The organism is Cellulomonas flavigena DSM 20109, from assembly GCF_000092865.1.
Taxonomy (GTDB): domain Bacteria; phylum Actinomycetota; class Actinomycetes; order Actinomycetales; family Cellulomonadaceae; genus Cellulomonas; species Cellulomonas flavigena.
The window spans coordinates 3959588-3974983 of sequence record NC_014151.1; the positions used below are offsets into that span (position 1 = coordinate 3959588).

The following is a 15396-nucleotide window of genomic DNA, read 5'->3' on the forward strand; positions in this document are numbered from 1 at the left end:
CTACAGTGAGGACCGCGCCGCTTCGTCCTGGTTCGTGACGGCGCACTCCCGGGGGGCGACGGCGGGGGCCCGCGCCCGGTGGGACGCCGCCTCCCCGCCACAGAGGTGCACCGATGCGATCCAGCCTGACGACCTCCCTCGCCGCCGCCGTGGCGCTCACGCTGCTGGCCGCCGTCCCGGCGTCCGCCCACGGGCCGCACGGCTCCGGGTACCCGCACGGCGACCCCCGTCCCACGACGTACCTGCTCGACCCGGTCGGTGACGCCGCCGACGACGTCTACCCCGAGGGCGTCGCGGCGCACGGCGACGACTTCTACGTCGGCAGCACCACCGACGGCACCATCTACCGCGGCGACCTCGACGAGCCGACGGCCACGCCGTTCCTGGCGGGCGGCGAGGACGGCCGGACCATGGCGGTCGGGCTGAAGGTCGACCGCGGCCAGCTCCTCGTCGCCGGCGGCCTCACCGGCAGGGTGTGGGCGTACGACCTGCGCACCGGTGACCTCACGGCGTCGTGGGAGGTCGAGCAGGACGGGTCGCCGACGTTCGTCAACGACCTGGCCGTCAGCCCGCGGGGCGACGTGTACGTGACGGACTCCATGCGCCCGGTCATGTACCGGATCGACGCCCGCGAGCGCCGCACGGCCGGCACGCAGCCGCTGACGCCGGTGGTGTCGTTCGAGGGCACCGACTTCACCTACGACCAGGACGTCAACGCCAACGGCCTCGTCGTCTCGCGCGACGGCCGGTACGCGCTCGTCGCCAAGACGCGGACGGCCGAGCTGTTCCGCGTCGGCCTGATCGACGGGAGCGTGACGCGCGTCGACCTCGGCGACGACGGGGTCGCGGGGGACGGCCTGCTGCTCGACGGGCGGCGCCTGTACGCGGTCGAGTGGACGACCGCCACGCCCGGCATCGCGACGGTGCGCCTGGACCGCGACTGGCTGTCCGGCACGGTCGTCTCGCGCACGCCGGACGCGTCGTTCGACGACCCGACGACCGCGGCCCGCGCGGGCCGGGACCTGCTGGTGGTCAACAGCCAGTTCGAGACGCGCAGCGCGGGCGGGACGCCGGAGCCGTTCACGGTGTCGCGGATCCCGGCGCCCTGAGCACACCGTGAGCTGAGGGATCAGGCGTCGAGCCCCGTCGGCAGCCCGTCGTCGTACAGCGCGAGCACGTCGTCGGCACCCGTGAGGGTGTCGACGACGCAGCGCGCGGGCGTGGCGTGCAGGGTCGGGTAGTCGACCTCGCCGAGCGCCGGGTCCACGGGGAATGCGAGGCGCTCGGCGTCGAGGGAGAACTGCGCGTCGACGCCGGGCTTGTTGCCGCGCGGGTCCTGCCGGTGCCACGCGCCGCGCAGGTGGACGGCGACGAGGCCGTGCAGGACGTGCCCGCCCTGGTCGTCGCCCAGCCGCTGGTAGCACAGCGCGGTCGGGACGCCCTCGGCGCGCAGCAGCGCGGCGAGCAGGTGCGCCTTGGCGTAGCAGAGTCCGACGCGCTGCTCGAGGACGTCCGCGGCCCGCAGGGTGACGCGCGGGTCGCGGACGTCGTACGAGTGCGCGACCTCGTCGCGCACCCACGCGAACGCCAGGCGCGCGAGGTCCTCGTCGGAGCCCGCCTGCGCACGCAGGTCGCGGGCCAGCGCGACGACGGCGGGGTGGTCGGCCTGGACGACGTCGTCCGCGGCCAGGAACAGCGTGGGGTCGGCAGGCTCGACGGGCGGTGACGTGGCGTTCGACATCCGCCGGAGGCTACCGGGTCGTGCGCCGGTCGGGAGCCCTCAGCCGCGTGGCAGGAAGCCCAGGAGCCCGGCGGTGAGCGCGACCCGCAGGGCCTCGCGCGTCTCGAGGTGGAGGACGGCGAGCGTCGGGTCCTGCTCGAAGGCCGCCAGCACGCTGGGCGGCGGCGGCACGTACGACGAGACGGCGCCGGCCGTGACGAGCGTGAGCAGGCCGAACCGCTGCGCCTGGTCGCCGAGCTCGGGCACGTGACGCCGCAGGAGCTCCTCCAGCGTCTCGAGGTGCGCGAGCGACGCCCGCTTGTGCCGGACCACCACGTCGACGGAGACGTTGTGCTCGAGCACGCCGCCCTGGGCGCCGAAGAGGTCGCAGAGCACGGGACGGGTGGCGAGCGAGTCGCTGAGGACGTCGGCGAGCTGCGTCGCACGGGTCCCGGGTGACGCACCGGCCTCGACGCCCCCGGCCAGCTCGGCGTCCAGGTCCGTCAGCCAGGTCCCCAGCCGGTCGTCGAGCAGCTCGAGCAGCACGGCCTCGCGGGACTCGAAGTAGCGCAGCACGTTGGACTTGGCCAGGCCGACGCGGCGGCTGAGCTCGTTCAGGCTGACGTCGGCCACGGGCATCTCGTCGAGCATGGCCGCGGCGGTGTCGAGGATCGTGCGGCGGCGGAGCTCTCGCTGCTCCTCGCTGCGCGCGCGCTGGAACGTCACGGGCGCAGCCTAACGGACCGCCGGTCCGTTGCCATCAGACCGGCGGTCCCTTAGCGTCGGGAGCCCATCAGACCGGCGGTTCCTCAGGAGACGACATGAGCGAGCAGTGGACCGAGCAGCACGTCCCCGACCAGAGCGGCCGCGTCGCGGTCGTCACCGGCGCCAGCGGCGGCCTCGGCCTCGAGACCGCACGCGTGCTCGCGGCACGCGGCGCGCACGTCGTGCTCGCCGTCCGGGACGTCGAGAAGGGCAAGCAGGCCGCCGCCCGCATCGACGGCGACACCAGCGTCCAGGCGCTCGACCTCACCTCGCTCGCGTCCGTCCGGTCCGCCGCCGCCGACCTGCGCGCGGCGCACCCCCGGATCGACCTGCTCGTCAACAACGCGGGCGTCATGTACACCCCGCGCCGGACCACCACCGACGGGTTCGAGCTCCAGCTCGGCACCAACCACCTCGGCCACTTCGCCCTCACCGGGCTCCTGCTCGACCGGCTCCTGCCCGTCCCCGGATCGCGTGTCGTCACGGTCGCCAGCAACGCCCACCGCATGCGCGCCGCGATCGACTTCGACGACCTGCAGTCGGAGCGCTCGTACAGCCGCGTCCGGGCCTACGGGCAGTCCAAGCTCGCGAACCTCATGTTCACGTACGAGCTGCAGCGCCGGCTCGCGTCGCACGGCACCACCGTCGCCGTCGCCGCGCACCCCGGGGTGTCCCGCACCGAGCTCGCCCGCAACGCCCCCACCACGGTCCGCCTGCTCCTCACGAGGCTCGCCCCGCTCTTCCAGCCCGCCGAGATGGGCGCACTGCCCACGCTGCGCGCCGCCACCGACCCCGCCGTCACGGGCGGGCAGTACTACGGGCCCGCCGGCCGTCGGGAGGTCCGCGGCCACCCCGTCCTCGTCGCGTCGAGCCCCGAGTCACACGACGAGACCGTGCAGCGCCGGCTGTGGGCGGTGTCCGAGGAGCTCACGCAGGTGACGTTCCCGGTGTGACGGGGCGCCGTCGACGAGGTCGTGCCGAGCCTCCGCGCGTCGGCGGCGAGGCCCCGGCGGTCCGCGATGCGGACCTGGCCCGGAGACCTGATCCCTCCCGTGCTTCCGTCGTGGCTGAGGGAGAACGCACCACGTCGTCCCGGCTGCCGCCACCCGGGGCCAGCCGGGACGACGCGCGCCGTCTGCCACCGCCCGCGACTCGAAGGAACCAGGATGTCTCCTCGCACCCCGCGCCCGCCCCGCGTCCTCGCGGCGGCCGAGCGAGCCCGAGCCCGCGGCTTCCGCGCCTCGAGCGGTGACGGCGTCGGACCGCTGCTGGCGGCGCTCGCCGCGGCCGTACCCGACGGCGGACGCGTCCTCGAGATCGGCACCGGCGCGGGCGTCGGACTGGCCTGGATCGTCTCCGGTCTCGGCCGCCGGCGCGACGTCGAGGTCGTGACGGTCGAGGCCGACGCGGAGCTCGCCGCGGACGTGCGCGGCGACGTGCCCGGGTACGTCGACGTCCGCACGGGCCGCTTCGAGGACCTGCACCCGACGCTCGGGACGTACGACCTGGTGTTCGCCGACGCCGAGGGCGGCAAGTGGACCGACTTCGACCGCACGCGCGACCTCGTCAGGCCCGGGGGCGTCCTGGTGCTCGACGACCTCGACGAGTCGCTGTACACGCGGCCCGAGCACCGCGCGACGGTCGCCGCCGTCGTCGCCGACGTGCACGCCGACCCGCGCTTCACCGTCGCGGAGCTCGCGTTCGACACCGGTCTGCTCCTCGCGACACGTGCGCGCGACGGCGGGACCGCGTGAGGCGCCTGCCCTTCGTCCCCGAGCCGGCGCACCCGCCGCGCAGGACGGGTGAACCGGTGACCTCACCCGCCTGACACCGCCCGCGCGCGTATCCGCGCTCCTCCCGCGGGGCTCGTCCCCGCAGACCGTCTCGCGCCCCGGCCGATCCCGCGGCCCCGCGACCCGGCGGGAAGGAGCGCGTCGTGCGCACCCGGAAGAACGTCCGCAAGCTGATCGTCGAGTACAACGCGGCGGCCGACAAGACGACCACCGCGCTGTACCGGTTCCGCGAGGCCGTCGTCGCCCTCAAGGCGGCACCCAGCCAGCTGGCCCCACCGCACACGCAGGCCAACCGCTACGACGACTACGTCTACATCCACCAGCAGTCCATGGCCGGGCACTCGAACAACGACCCCGGCCCGCACCCCGGGCACCGCGGCCCCACCTTCTTCCCGTGGCACCGGGAGTTCCTGCGGCGCTTCGAGCAGGACCTGCGGACCGTCGCGGGCGACCCGTCGATCTGCCTGCCCTACTGGGACTGGAGCGTCGACAGGACGTCGGCCGACCCCGGCTGGCCGTTCTTCACCGACTTCCTCGGGGGCGACGGCACGGGGGCCGGCATCGTCGTGCCCGACGGGCCCTTCGCCAGCGCGAACGGCTGGGTCCTCGCCATCGCCGACCCCTTCAGCAACAACGCGCAGCACCAGGCGAACCTCGACAAGCTGCAGCGCAGCTTCAACGGCACGCTGCCGACCCGGGCCGCCGTGATGGACGCCCTGGCGGTCGACGAGTACGACGTCGGCCCGTGGAACATCACCTCCGCGGGCGCGCAGAGCTTCCGCAACCGCGTCGAGGGCTGGGTCGGCCCGCAGGCGGGAGCCAACACCCACAACCGGGTGCACGTGTTCGTCGGCGGCTCCATGCTGCCCGGGACCTCCCCCAACGACCCCGTCTTCTTCCTCAACCACGCCAAGGAGGACGAGCTCTGGGCCGTGTGGATGCAGAAGTACCCCGGCGTGCCGCACTACCTCCCGCTGGACAGCGAGCCGCTGCCCGCGGGGCACTCGCACCTCGTCCGGCTGAGCGACCACATGGAGTCCCTCGCCGAGTACTTCGGCGCCGGCACCATCGACCGGCCCGTCGACCTGCTCGACCACAAGGCCATCACCTGGTACGACACCGACCTGCCGGACATCGTCGTGGAGTCGGGCCCGGCGCTCGGGTTCACCGACGTCCCCGCAGGTCTCACCCAGACGAAGTTCATCCGGTTCCGGGTACGGACACCGCGCACCGTGTCGTTCAGCGTCACCGCCGCCCCCACCGGCAACTTCACCGTGCTGGGCGGCCCGGACTTCCCGGTCGTGCCGGACGAGGCGAACGACTCCGAGGTCCTCGAGATCGGCGTGCAGTTCCACGCCGTGGGCGCGAACGTGCAGGTCGCCGCCGTCGACCTGCAGGCCACGGTCGTCGACGACGAGGGCTACTACGCGGCGAACCAGGGCGACCCCTTCGTCGTCGGGACGTTCCACGTCGAGCTCGTCGCCAGCAACATCGTCACCACCGACAGCTCGCTCGCCCTCGTCCTGGACCGCTCGGGCAGCATGGCCGACGTCGCCGCCGGTGGGGCCACCAAGAGCACGCTGCTCAAGCGCGCCGTCGGCGTCGTGCACAGCCTCATGCAGCCGACCGACGAGATCGGCATCGCACGCTTCGGCACCACCGCGGACGTGGTCCTGCCGATGACGGCCGCCTCGGCGGGCCTCGGCACGGTGCTGACCGGCACCGCCCTCGACCCGGCCGGCGCCACGGCGCTCGGCCGCGGGCTGCAGGAGGGCAGCGGCCTGATCAACGGCCCCGGGGCCACCAAGCCCAACAAGGCCGTCATCGTCATGACCGACGGCAACGAGAACATCCCGCCGTTCGTCGACGACCTCCCCGCGGGCACCGTCAGCCAGACGACGTTCGCCATCGGCCTGGGCCTGCCCGGCCAGGTCAGCGACCCCGTCCTCGACGCCGTCGCCGCCAACACCGGCGGGTACCTGCTGGTCACCGGTGACGTGTCGTCCGACACCGAGCGCTTCACGCTCGCGAAGTTCTTCCTCCAGGTCCTCAAGGACGCCACGCTCAACCAGACCGTGGTGGACCCTGCCGGCGACCTGCTGTGGAACGGCGGCAAGCACGTGGTGCCGTTCCAGGTCGCCGACACCGACGTCTCGGTCGACGTGGTCGTCCTCACCGCGCTCCCCTTCGCGCTCGACCTGCGGCTCGTCACGCCGAGCGGTGTCGAGATCACGCGGGACACGCCCGCCACGGAGCCGAACGTGCAGTACGTCGTCGGCGACGACGTGGCGTACTACCGGCTGATGCTGCCCGCGCTCGCCGCCGACCTCGCCGGCTCCCACCGCGGCCGGTGGCAGGCCGTGCTCACGCTGCGCCCGGTGGACGAGGTGGTCGAGGAGATCCGCACGCAGGAGAACCGCACGACCGTGAAGGAGCTGCTGACCCGGCTGCGGACCGCGGACAAGACCGTGCCCTACAACCTGTCGGTGCACACGTTCTCCAACCTGCGGCTCGACGTCGAGCTCGCGCAGAAGAGCCGCGAGCCCGGCAGCACCGCCACGCTGGTCGCGTCCCTGCACGAGTACGACGTGCCGCTGATCGGCGGGGCGAAGGTGTGGGCGACGGTCTCCGGCCCGGGGTACACCGGCGTCACCGTGCCGTTCGACGACCTCGGTGACGGCACGCACCGCCTCGACCGGCCGCTCAAGCGCGCCGGCGCCCACCGGTTCGTCGTGCACGCCGAGGGCCGGACCTCCGGCGGCGACCCGTTCACGCGCGAGACGCTGGTGACCGCGGGCGTGTGGCGCGGCGGCGACAAGCCGTGGGAGCCGAAGGAGGCGTCCGACGAGGAGAAGAAGGAGGAGCGCGGTCGCGACGACAAGGCCGAGCGCGCCGGGGAGTCGACCGTCGACGTCGGCAAGGTCGCCGAGCGCCTGCGGCGGGCCGCACAGGCCGAGCCGCTCAGCACGCCCGTGAAGCGGCGCGACCGGCGACCCGGCACGCCGGGCAACCTGTTCGTCGTCGAGGGGTTCGTCAACCCCGAGGGCGGCGAGGACTGACCGCAGGTGCGGCGTGGTCCACGGGGTCCCGCGACCCGGTGGACCACGCCCACCCCCGTCCTCCTGCGTCCACGGCGGCTCCCGCTACCCTCGGCCGATGGACAGGACCACCACCTCGGCGCGGGGGTTCGCCGCCACCTACGGCCGGCAGGCCGGCACCTACGACCGGACACGGTCGGCCGCGCCGGCGACCCTCGAGCCCCTGCTCGCGGCGATCGCCGCGGCGCCCGGGCGGGACGTCCTCGACGTCGGCGGCGGCACCGGGAACTACGCGGCCGCCCTGGCCGACGCGGGGTACGACGTCCTCGTCCTCGACCGGTCGCCGGACATGCTCGCGGTGGCCGCGTCCAAGGGGCTGCGCACCCGCCGCGCGGACGCCACCGACCTGCCGGTCGCCGACGCGTCCGTCGACGTCGTCACGATGGTCGCGGTGCTGCACCAGATCCCCGACTGGCGTGCCGCGCTGCGGGAGGCGCGGCGCGTCCTGCGTCCGGGCGGGGTCCTCGCGCTCGTCCTCTACACGTCGGAGCACATGGCCTCCCACCTGTTCCTCGACTACTTCCCCAGCAGCCGCGCCTGGGCGACACAGGACATGCAGCCGGTCGCCGCGTACCTCGGCGAGCTGCCGGGTGCCCGCGCGACCCCGCTGCAGATCCGGTCGACGCAGGACCTCACGATGCAGGTCATGCGCCGGCACCCCGCCCTCGCCCTGGACCCGCGGCTCACCGCGCAGACCAGCTACTTCGCGCGGCTGCACGACGAGAACCCCGACGAGCTCGCGGCAGGGCTGCGCCGGCTGGCCGAGGACCTCGAGGCAGGACGTCTCCCCGAGGGGTTCGACCGCGACCTCCCGGACGGTGACGCCTACCTGGTCACGTGGACGCGGTCGTCTCGCACCCTGCCCCCGCCGCGCGTCGCCGCCGCGGCCGAGCGGGCCCGAGCCCACGGCTTCCGCGCCTCGAGCGGCGACGGCGTCGGACCACTGCTCGCGGCGCTCGCCACGGCCGTGCCCGACGGCGGACGCGTCCTCGAGATCGGCACCGGCGCGGGCGTGGGGCTGGCGTGGATCGTCTCCGGGCTCGGCGACCGGGGCGACGTCGAGGTCGTGACGGTCGAGGCCGACGCGGAGCTCGCCGCGGACGTGCGCGGCGACGCACCTGGGTACGTCGACGTGCGCACGGGCCGCTTCGAGGACCTGCACGCGACGCTCGGCACCTACGACCTCGTGTTCGCCGATGCCGAGGGCGGCAAGTGGACCGACTTCGACGTCACGCGTGACCTCGTCCGGCCCGGGGGCGTCCTGGTGCTCGACGACCTCGACGAGGCGCTCTACACGCAGCCCGAGCACCGCGCGACGGTGTCCGCCGTCGTCGCCGACCTCTGCGCGGACTCTCGCTTCACGGTCGCGCAGCTCCCGTTCGACACCGGTCTGCTGCTCGCGACACGCTCGCGCGACGGCGCTGTCGAGTGATGGGCCTGCCTGCCGCCCGTGCGCGAGGGGCCGGACTCGTGGCCTCAACCGACGAGACGCCGGCCCCGGACGCATGCCCCTGAGCCGTCGTCACGCGAGGTCTGCGTCCGCCCCCCTGGTGGGGAGCGTGGTGGGGCCGCTCGGGTCCCACGTCGCCCAGCCCAGGTCCCACGGCGGGGCGCCGCGCTCGATCGCCGCGACCACGTCCTCGCCGGTGGCGCGGACCTCCGCAGCCTCACGGGCGGTCAGCACCCCGTGCGCGACGGCCGCCGCGAGCTCGTCCTCGTCCTTCCACTCCCACCACGACAGGTCCGGCGCCACGATCACGTCGAGCACATGGTCGAGCGTCTCGAACCCGTCGGCGGTGCGGCGCAGGGGCGCCTGGAGGTTGACGTACCAGGCGGCGACCCCGCGCTCGTCGGGCGTCGCGACGCGCCACACCTCGAACGGCTGACCGGGCCGCCCGATCCGCAGCCGCCCGGGCGGCTGCCAGACCTTGTCCCTCAGGGTCCAGCGCCGCCCCGCCATGATCCGCAGGTAGTCGCGGCGCTGCGAGGGGTCGATGGGTTCGCGCGTGACGCTGCCGACGGCCTGGTGGAGCACGATCTCGTCGGGCTCGTCGACCACGACCGTCGCCGGGCGCTCCGTCCACACGAGCCCCTCGACGACCTCGCGGACGACGACCTGGTCGCCGGGGCGGAAGTGGTCGGCCATGCGGACATCCTTGCGGACCGGGCGGGTGCGGGCGCGCGCCCCCTCGTCAGGGCGTGCGGGGCGCCGGGGCGTGCGGGCCGGTCGGGGCGGGCGGGCCCCAGTGCCCGGCGTGGGGTCCGGGGACGCCGTACGGCGCGGGCGGGCGCACCGGCGCCGTGCGGTTGCGGCGGACCTGCGTGAGGACCACGACGTTGGCGAAGTGGACGATGCCGAGCAGCAGCGCCACTCCTCCCAGCTTGGGCGCCAGCGCCTCGATCGCGTGCTGCGTGGACCGGACCGACGCGCTCACCTGGAGGTTGAGAGCCACGAAGCCCAGGTTCGCGAGATAGAAGCCGACGACGAGGAGCCGGTTGGTCGCCTCGGCGATCCGCTCCTCCCCGCCGAACACGTCGCGCAGGAAGACCTCGCCGTTGCGGGACAGCGTGCGGGCGGTCCAGACGGTCAGGCCAACGCTGAGCGTGAGGTAGACGAGGTACATGAGGACTGTGGCGTTCATGGGTGCCTCCGAGCGGACTGGGGCGTTTGAACGTGTTCAACGAGCACGTTGAACGCATTGTTGAACGCGTTCAAGTGAGGGTTCGGACCTGATAGCCAACGGGACCACCATCGCGACGGCTACCGTCGTGCAGGTGCCCGTCTTCGCCGACTTCCGCCCGGACGTCCGTCGGCAGCCCACGCCGGTCACCGTGCGGCCGGCCACCCCGGGTGACGTCGCCGACATGGAGCGGATCCAGCTGCGGGCGGGCCGCCCGGCGTACCCCGACGCGTACCGCCGCGCGGTGACCACCCCGGACGTCTGCGTCGTCGTCGCCGAGTGCTCCTCACCGACCGGCGCGCCGGTGGTCGTCGGATGGGGCCAGACCTACCACCACGTGACCGTCGATGACCCGGCGCCCCCGGGCCACTACCTCGGCGGGGTCACGGTCGACCCCGCCTGGCGGCGACGCGGCGTCGCCCACGCCCTCACCGCCACGCGCGTGCAGTGGGTCGCGCAGCGCGTCGCCGAGGTCTTCTACGTCGTGAACCCGCGCAACCTGGCGTCGATCGAGCTGCACCGCCCCTGGGGGTTCGCGGAGGTGACGCGCGCGGCGCGCCTGACCGGCATCGAGTTCGACGGCGGGGTGGGGATCCTCATGCGCGCGTCCCTGCGCGAGTGAAGGGCTCGAGCGTCGCCCCCAGCGTCGCCGCGTCGCGGTACAGCAGCGTCGTCATCCCGAGCGCAGCCGCGGCAGCGACGTTCTGCTCGCGGTCGTCCACGAACAGGCAGCGCTCGACGGGCACGCCGGCACGCGCGGCGGCGATCTCGTAGATGCGGACGTCGGGCTTGGCGACGCCGACGGACGAGCTGTTGACGACGTCGTCCGCGAGGTCGCGCAGGCCGAGGCGCTCGAGGTCGTCGTCCAGCCACGGCGTCGCGTTGGTCACCAGGACGACAGGGCAGTGCGCCCGGACCCGACGGAGAAGACGCACGACGGCGTCGTCGACCCGGGCCTCGGCGTGGGTGAGGGCCCTGGCCAGCGCGTGGGCGTCGGCGTGCGGGACGTCGGCACCCAGGCCCTCCACGACGGCACGCTCCCACTGCTCCCGGGACAGCAGCCCGGCGACCAGCGCCTCGCCGTGCGGCGGCGCGAACCCGACGGCCGCCGTCGTGCCCACCGGCAGACCTGCCCGCTCCTCCAGCCTCGACAGCACGTCGGTCCGGTAGTGGCGGATCACCCCGTCGATGTCGCACAGCACGGCGTCGAAGGGACGGTCGGGGGCGGCGTCCACGGGCGGCACCCGCCATGGATACCACGCACCTGCCGCTACGTTGGCCGGGTGACCCCGGCCGACGCGCGCGCGACCTGGGGTGCGTGGTGAACGATCCCGACGAGGGCGTGGCCGCCGACGGCACCGTCCGCACGGGTGCGCGTCGCGACCGCGTGCCCGCCGTCTTCGAGGACGTCCTGCGGGACGCCGTCGCGGGCGTCGAGGGGTCCGGCGCGTCCCTCTACGTCTACGGGTCCGTCGCCACCGGCAGGGCACGCCCCGGGTCGTCGGACGTGGACCTGCTGACGATCGACCTCACCGACGCGACCTCCCTCGCACGCCGTCTCTCGGCCCGCTATGCCGACCGGTGCCGCGGTGTGGAGATCGCGGCCGCGGCAGGCGACGAGCTCGTCGGCGACTCCGACGCGGCCTACGGTCTGCGGGTCTTCCTCCGCCACTACTGCGTCCACCTCACCGGCCCCGACCCGGCAGCGACCCTCCGGGCGTACCCCGCCGACGCCCGCGCCGCACGCGGGCTCAACGGCGACCTCGGGCAGCACCTGCTCAGGTGGCGGCAGCGCCTGGAGACCGGGAGCGAGAGCGCGGACCGACTCGGCGCCCGGGTCGGCCGCAAGACGCTGCTGGCCGTCGCGGGACTGGTGAGCGTCCACGACGGCACGTGGACGACCGACCGCACGCGCGCGGCCCGGCGGTGGGGCGAGATCGAGCCGACGCTCGCCGCACCCCTCGCGACGCTGCACGGCTGGGCGCACGACGGGCCGCCCTCGACGTGCGACGACGTCCGACGGGCGCTGGGTCACGACGGGGTGGTCGCGGCCGTGGTCGCGCTGTTCGACCGACGCATCGGCTCCTGGCAGGCCCCCGCTGCGGGCGGTTGAGCCCTCCGGGACCGCGACGCGGCGCCCACGAAGGCCTGCTCGCGACCTTCGACCGCCCTCAGACCTCGTCGCGCCACGTGTGCTGCGGGTCGTACCCCAGCAGGCGGCGTGCCTTTGTCGATGGACAGCAGCGTCTCTCGGCCCTCGATCAGGCGTGTCACGAGGACGTCCGGGAAGTACTCGGCGACGAGCTCCGCCGACGGCCGGTCGAGCACCGTGTCGGGCGAGGCGATGATGAACGCCTCGAACCCGCGCACGTCGCTCTCGAGCGCGAGCCGGACCGCGAGGGCGCCGTCGCGGGCGTCGATGTAGCCCCACAGGTTCCAGATGCGGCTGCGCGGGTCGGCCGCGAAGCCCGGGAACGCGGCGTAGTCGCCGACCTCCATGACATTGGAGAACCGCAGTCCGATCAGCTTGAGCTCCGGGTCCCAGCGCGTGAAGTGGCGTGCCATCTCCTCCTCGACCGCTCTGGACGGCGTGCGACGCACGCACGAGACTCGGCCGACAGGTCCCCACCGCCTCGACGACACCGGAGGGCAGACACCGTGGAGTACACCGCCTCGGTCCGCAGCACCGCCGGCTCGCACGAGGTCGCCGTCGCAGCAGGAGGGCAGCACCGGTCGCTCGACCTGCCCGCGCGCGAGGGCGCTGCGGGCTCCGACGTCAGCGGCGGCGAGCTGCTGTTCCTCGCCCTCGCGACGTGCGCCACCAACGACGTGTACCGCGAGGCGGCCGCCCGGTCCTTGCCGGTGGACGCGGTCGACGTCGAGGTCTGCGGGTGGTTCGACGCACCCGGCGCGCGGGCGCGCGACGTGACGTACCGCGTCACCGTCGTGTCGTCGGCACCCGAGGAGCAGGTGCGCGAGCTCGTGGCCCACGTGGACGCGATCGCCGAGGTGCACGGCACGCTGCGCAGCGGTGCGACCGTGCGGCTCGACGAGGTCCGCGTCAGCCGGCCGCCGGAGCCGTCCTGACGCGGCCTGCTCACACCGGCGCCGGAACGGGCTTCGTCGGTGGGCTCGGCTGCCCTAGGCTCCGACACGTGCTGATCTGGATCAACGGGGCGTTCGGCGCGGGCAAGACGCAGACGGCGTTCGAGCTGCGCCGTCGCCTGGCCGACGGGCACGTCGCCGACCCCGAGCTGATCGGCTTCGCGCTGCACCGGACGCTGCCCCCGGCGGCACGCGGCGACTTCCAGGACCTCGCGGCGTGGCGATCGGCCGTGGTCGACGCCCTCGAGCACGCCGAGGCCACGCACCCCGGGCCCGTGCTCGTGCCGATGACGGTCGTCCGCGACGACTACTTCGACGAGATCGTGGGCGGACTGCGGTCCCGCGGTGTCGACGTCCGCCACTACGCGCTCGTCGCGAGCCCGCAGACCCTCCGCAAGCGGCTGAGCACCCGCATCGCGTTCGTGCGCGGTGGCCTGCGGCGCGAGACCTGGGCGGTGCAGCAGATCCCGCGCTGCGTCGCCGCCCTCTCCCAGGAGCGTTACGCCACGCACGTGGACACCGACCACCGCACCACCGACGAGGTCGTCGAGTGGATCGCGGCCGACGCCGGTCTCCCGCTGACCGCGCCCCGGCTCGCACCGTGGAGCCACCAGCTGCATCGTCTGCGGGTGGGCGTCGCCCACATCCGGTAGCCGCGCAGCAGCGCCCTCACCGTCGGTCACCTGTGGCAGGCTCGACCGGCGCCGGCACGGCGACAGCCCGCCCCACGGCACTCGCAGCGCCGAGGACCGACCGACGGAGACGAGACGACGATGTCCGCACAGCTCTCGCGCATGTTCAAGGCCTACGACGTGCGAGGGCTCGCACCGGGCGAGCTCGACGCCGAGGTGGCGTACGCCGTCGGTGCCGGGTTCGCCGACGTCGTCGTCGTCCCCGAGGCGCGCCCCGGTGACCGCCCGCGCGCGGTCCTCGGAGCCGACATGCGGCCGTCCGGCGGTCCGCTCGCCGACGCGTTCGCCGCCGGGCTGACGGCTCGCGGCGCGGACGTCGTCCGGCTGGGACTCACGTCGACGGACGAGATGTACTACGCGGCCGGGTCGCTCGACGTCCCGGGCGTCATGGTCACCGCGAGCCACAACCCGGCGCCGTACAACGGCTTCAAGCTCTGCCGGGCAGGTGCGCGTCCGGTCGCCCGCGGCTCGGGTCTCGACGCGGTCCGCGACGCGGCCGAGCTGCACCTGCGCGGTACCGCGAGCCCGCACCCCGCGGCGCCGGGCCGCACCGACCACCAGGACGTGCTCGGTGGGTACGCCGCCTTCCTGCGCTCGCTCGTCGACCTGTCGGACGTCCGCCCGCTCACGGTCGTCGTCGACGCGGGCAACGGCATGGCGGGCCTGACGACGCCCGCCGTGCTCGGCGAGGCCGCCGGGCTGCCGGGCCTGCCCGTCACCGTGATCCCGCTGCACTTCACGCTCGACGGCACGTTCCCGAACCACGAGGCGAACCCCACGCGGCCGGAGAACCTCGAGGACCTGCGGCGCGCGGTCCTCGAGCACGGCGCCGACGTCGGCCTGGCGTTCGACGGCGACGCCGACCGGTGCTGCGTCGTCGACGAGACCGGGACGCCGGTCAGCCCGTCCGCGCTCACGGTGCTCGTCGGGCTGCGCGAGATCGAGCGCGAACGGGCGGCGGGGCGCGAGCCCACGATCGTCCACAACCTGATCTCCTCGCGCGCGGTCCCCGAGCTGCTCGGTGCCGCGGGCGCACGCCTCGTGCGGACCCGCGTCGGTCACGCCGACGTGAAGGCCGCCATGGCACGCCACGGCGCCGTCTTCGGCGGTGAGCACAGCGCGCACTACTACTTCCGTGACTTCTACTGCGTCGACAGCGGCATGCTCGCCGCCCTCCACCTGCTCGCGACCGTCGGCGCGCAGGACAGGCCGCTGTCGGCGCTGGTCCGCGACCTGGACCCGTACTCCGCCAGCGGGGAGATCGACCACGTGGTCCCGGACGTCGCCGGGGCGCGCGCACGGATCCTCGAGGCGTACGTCCGGCGGGTCGACGCGCCGCCCGTGGAGGTCGACGAGCTGGACGGGCTGACGGTCTCGAGCTGGGCACCGGGCTCGGGCTGGTGGTTCAACGTGCGGGCGTCCAACACCGAGCCGCTGGTGCGCCTCAACGTGGAGGCGACGAGCGACGACGTGATGCAGGACGTGCGCGAGACCGTGCTGCGCCTCCTCGCGGTGGGCTGAGGCCGGACCCCGGCGCCCCGC

The 15396-nt window shown here is 74.2% G+C and carries 15 protein-coding genes and 1 pseudogene; 10 read left to right on the forward strand and 6 right to left on the reverse strand.

The window, feature by feature from the left end; translation table 11 throughout:
- Nucleotides 1–113: 113 nt before the first annotated feature.
- Nucleotides 114–1109, forward strand: a complete 996-nt coding sequence (locus CFLA_RS17965; protein WP_013118770.1) for an SMP-30/gluconolactonase/LRE family protein — start codon at nt 114–116, stop codon at nt 1107–1109.
- A gap of 20 nt (nt 1110–1129) precedes the next feature.
- On the opposite strand, the gene CFLA_RS17970 is transcribed toward CFLA_RS17965, so the two are convergent.
- Both CFLA_RS17970 and CFLA_RS17975 read right to left on the reverse strand, forming a co-directional pair.
- The gene (locus CFLA_RS17970; RefSeq protein ID WP_013118771.1) at nt 1130–1741 is read right to left on the reverse strand and encodes a transglutaminase domain-containing protein; all 612 of its coding nucleotides are present in this window, start codon (nt 1739–1741) and stop codon (nt 1130–1132) included.
- A 39-nt stretch (nt 1742–1780) separates the two neighbouring features.
- Nucleotides 1781–2446, reverse strand: a complete 666-nt coding sequence (locus CFLA_RS17975; RefSeq protein WP_013118772.1) for a TetR/AcrR family transcriptional regulator — start codon at nt 2444–2446, stop codon at nt 1781–1783.
- Nucleotides 2447–2541: 95 nt separating this feature from the next.
- Between CFLA_RS17975 and CFLA_RS17980 the strand changes: the two genes are divergently transcribed.
- From CFLA_RS17980 to CFLA_RS19285, 4 genes are all read left to right on the forward strand, one after another.
- Entirely contained in the window at nt 2542–3438 is an 897-nt protein-coding gene (locus CFLA_RS17980; protein ID WP_013118773.1) for an SDR family NAD(P)-dependent oxidoreductase, read from the forward strand.
- A 213-nt stretch (nt 3439–3651) separates the two neighbouring features.
- The gene (locus CFLA_RS17985) at nt 3652–4239 is read left to right on the forward strand and encodes an O-methyltransferase (RefSeq protein WP_013118774.1); all 588 of its coding nucleotides are present in this window, start codon (nt 3652–3654) and stop codon (nt 4237–4239) included.
- Between the two features lie 182 nt (nt 4240–4421).
- Nucleotides 4422–7337 (forward strand): tyrosinase family protein, encoded by a 2916-nt coding sequence (locus CFLA_RS19280; protein ID WP_013118775.1) that lies wholly within the window; start codon nt 4422–4424, stop codon nt 7335–7337.
- Nucleotides 7338–7434: 97 nt separating this feature from the next.
- A complete protein-coding gene (locus CFLA_RS19285) occupies nt 7435–8808 on the forward strand; it encodes a methyltransferase domain-containing protein (protein WP_013118776.1) in 1374 nt (457 codons plus the stop codon).
- 90 nt (nt 8809–8898) lie between these two features.
- On the opposite strand, the gene CFLA_RS18005 is transcribed toward CFLA_RS19285, so the two are convergent.
- Together CFLA_RS18005 and CFLA_RS18010 are read right to left on the reverse strand one after the other, a co-directional pair.
- Nucleotides 8899–9522, reverse strand: a complete 624-nt coding sequence (locus CFLA_RS18005) for a ribonuclease FAU-1 family protein (protein ID WP_013118777.1) — start codon at nt 9520–9522, stop codon at nt 8899–8901.
- Between the two features lie 46 nt (nt 9523–9568).
- On the reverse strand, nt 9569–10018 hold the full coding sequence (locus tag CFLA_RS18010) for a hypothetical protein (RefSeq protein ID WP_013118778.1): 450 nt from the start codon (nt 10016–10018) through the stop codon (nt 9569–9571).
- A gap of 133 nt (nt 10019–10151) precedes the next feature.
- Here CFLA_RS18010 and CFLA_RS18015 point away from each other — a divergent pair, with 133 nt between their 5' ends.
- Nucleotides 10152–10679, forward strand: coding sequence for a GNAT family N-acetyltransferase (locus CFLA_RS18015; protein ID WP_148234422.1), 528 nt, complete (start codon nt 10152–10154; stop codon nt 10677–10679).
- Here the strand turns inward: CFLA_RS18015 and CFLA_RS18020 are convergent.
- Complete coding sequence (locus CFLA_RS18020; RefSeq protein WP_013118780.1) at nt 10654–11292, reverse strand: HAD family hydrolase; 639 nt, start codon at nt 11290–11292, stop codon at nt 10654–10656. The two genes, CFLA_RS18015 and CFLA_RS18020, sit on opposite strands and share 26 nt — an antisense overlap.
- 86 nt (nt 11293–11378) lie before the next feature.
- Here CFLA_RS18020 and CFLA_RS19290 point away from each other — a divergent pair, with 86 nt between their 5' ends.
- Nucleotides 11379–12170, forward strand: a complete 792-nt coding sequence (locus CFLA_RS19290; protein ID WP_052302760.1) for a nucleotidyltransferase domain-containing protein — start codon at nt 11379–11381, stop codon at nt 12168–12170.
- 58 nt (nt 12171–12228) lie between these two features.
- Here CFLA_RS19290 and CFLA_RS18030 read toward each other — a convergent pair.
- Nucleotides 12229–12640, reverse strand: a pseudogene (locus tag CFLA_RS18030) (NAD-dependent epimerase/dehydratase family protein); the annotation flags it as partial.
- A 75-nt stretch (nt 12641–12715) separates the two neighbouring features.
- On the opposite strand from CFLA_RS18030, the gene CFLA_RS18035 reads away from it, so the two are divergent.
- The 3 genes from CFLA_RS18035 (at nt 12716) to CFLA_RS18045 (ending at nt 15375) form a co-directional block, all read left to right on the forward strand.
- Nucleotides 12716–13144, forward strand: coding sequence for an OsmC family protein (locus tag CFLA_RS18035; RefSeq protein WP_013118782.1), 429 nt, complete (start codon nt 12716–12718; stop codon nt 13142–13144).
- A gap of 68 nt (nt 13145–13212) precedes the next feature.
- Nucleotides 13213–13815 carry an AAA family ATPase gene (locus CFLA_RS18040; protein ID WP_013118783.1) on the forward strand — a complete coding sequence of 201 codons (603 nt, stop codon included), beginning with the start codon at nt 13213–13215 and terminating at the stop codon, nt 13813–13815.
- A gap of 120 nt (nt 13816–13935) precedes the next feature.
- The gene (locus CFLA_RS18045; protein WP_013118784.1) at nt 13936–15375 is read left to right on the forward strand and encodes a phosphomannomutase/phosphoglucomutase; all 1440 of its coding nucleotides are present in this window, start codon (nt 13936–13938) and stop codon (nt 15373–15375) included.
- Nucleotides 15376–15396: the final 21 nt, after the last annotated feature.

Bases quoted from the DNA above. Each gene is read 5' to 3' on its own strand.
- CFLA_RS17965 (WP_013118770.1), top strand. From the start codon at position 114: ATGCGATCCAGCCTGACGACCTCCCTCGCCGCCGCCGTGGCGCTCACG.
- CFLA_RS17970 (WP_013118771.1), bottom strand. From the start codon at position 1,741: ATGTCGAACGCCACGTCACCGCCCGTCGAGCCTGCCGACCCCACGCTG.
- CFLA_RS17980 (WP_013118773.1), top strand. From the start codon at position 2,542: ATGAGCGAGCAGTGGACCGAGCAGCACGTCCCCGACCAGAGCGGCCGC.
- CFLA_RS17985 (WP_013118774.1), top strand. From the start codon at position 3,652: ATGTCTCCTCGCACCCCGCGCCCGCCCCGCGTCCTCGCGGCGGCCGAG.
- CFLA_RS19285 (WP_013118776.1), top strand. From the start codon at position 7,435: ATGGACAGGACCACCACCTCGGCGCGGGGGTTCGCCGCCACCTACGGC.
- CFLA_RS18005 (WP_013118777.1), bottom strand. From the start codon at position 9,522: ATGGCCGACCACTTCCGCCCCGGCGACCAGGTCGTCGTCCGCGAGGTC.
- CFLA_RS18010 (WP_013118778.1), bottom strand. From the start codon at position 10,018: ATGAACGCCACAGTCCTCATGTACCTCGTCTACCTCACGCTCAGCGTT.
- CFLA_RS18045 (WP_013118784.1), top strand. From the start codon at position 13,936: ATGTCCGCACAGCTCTCGCGCATGTTCAAGGCCTACGACGTGCGAGGG.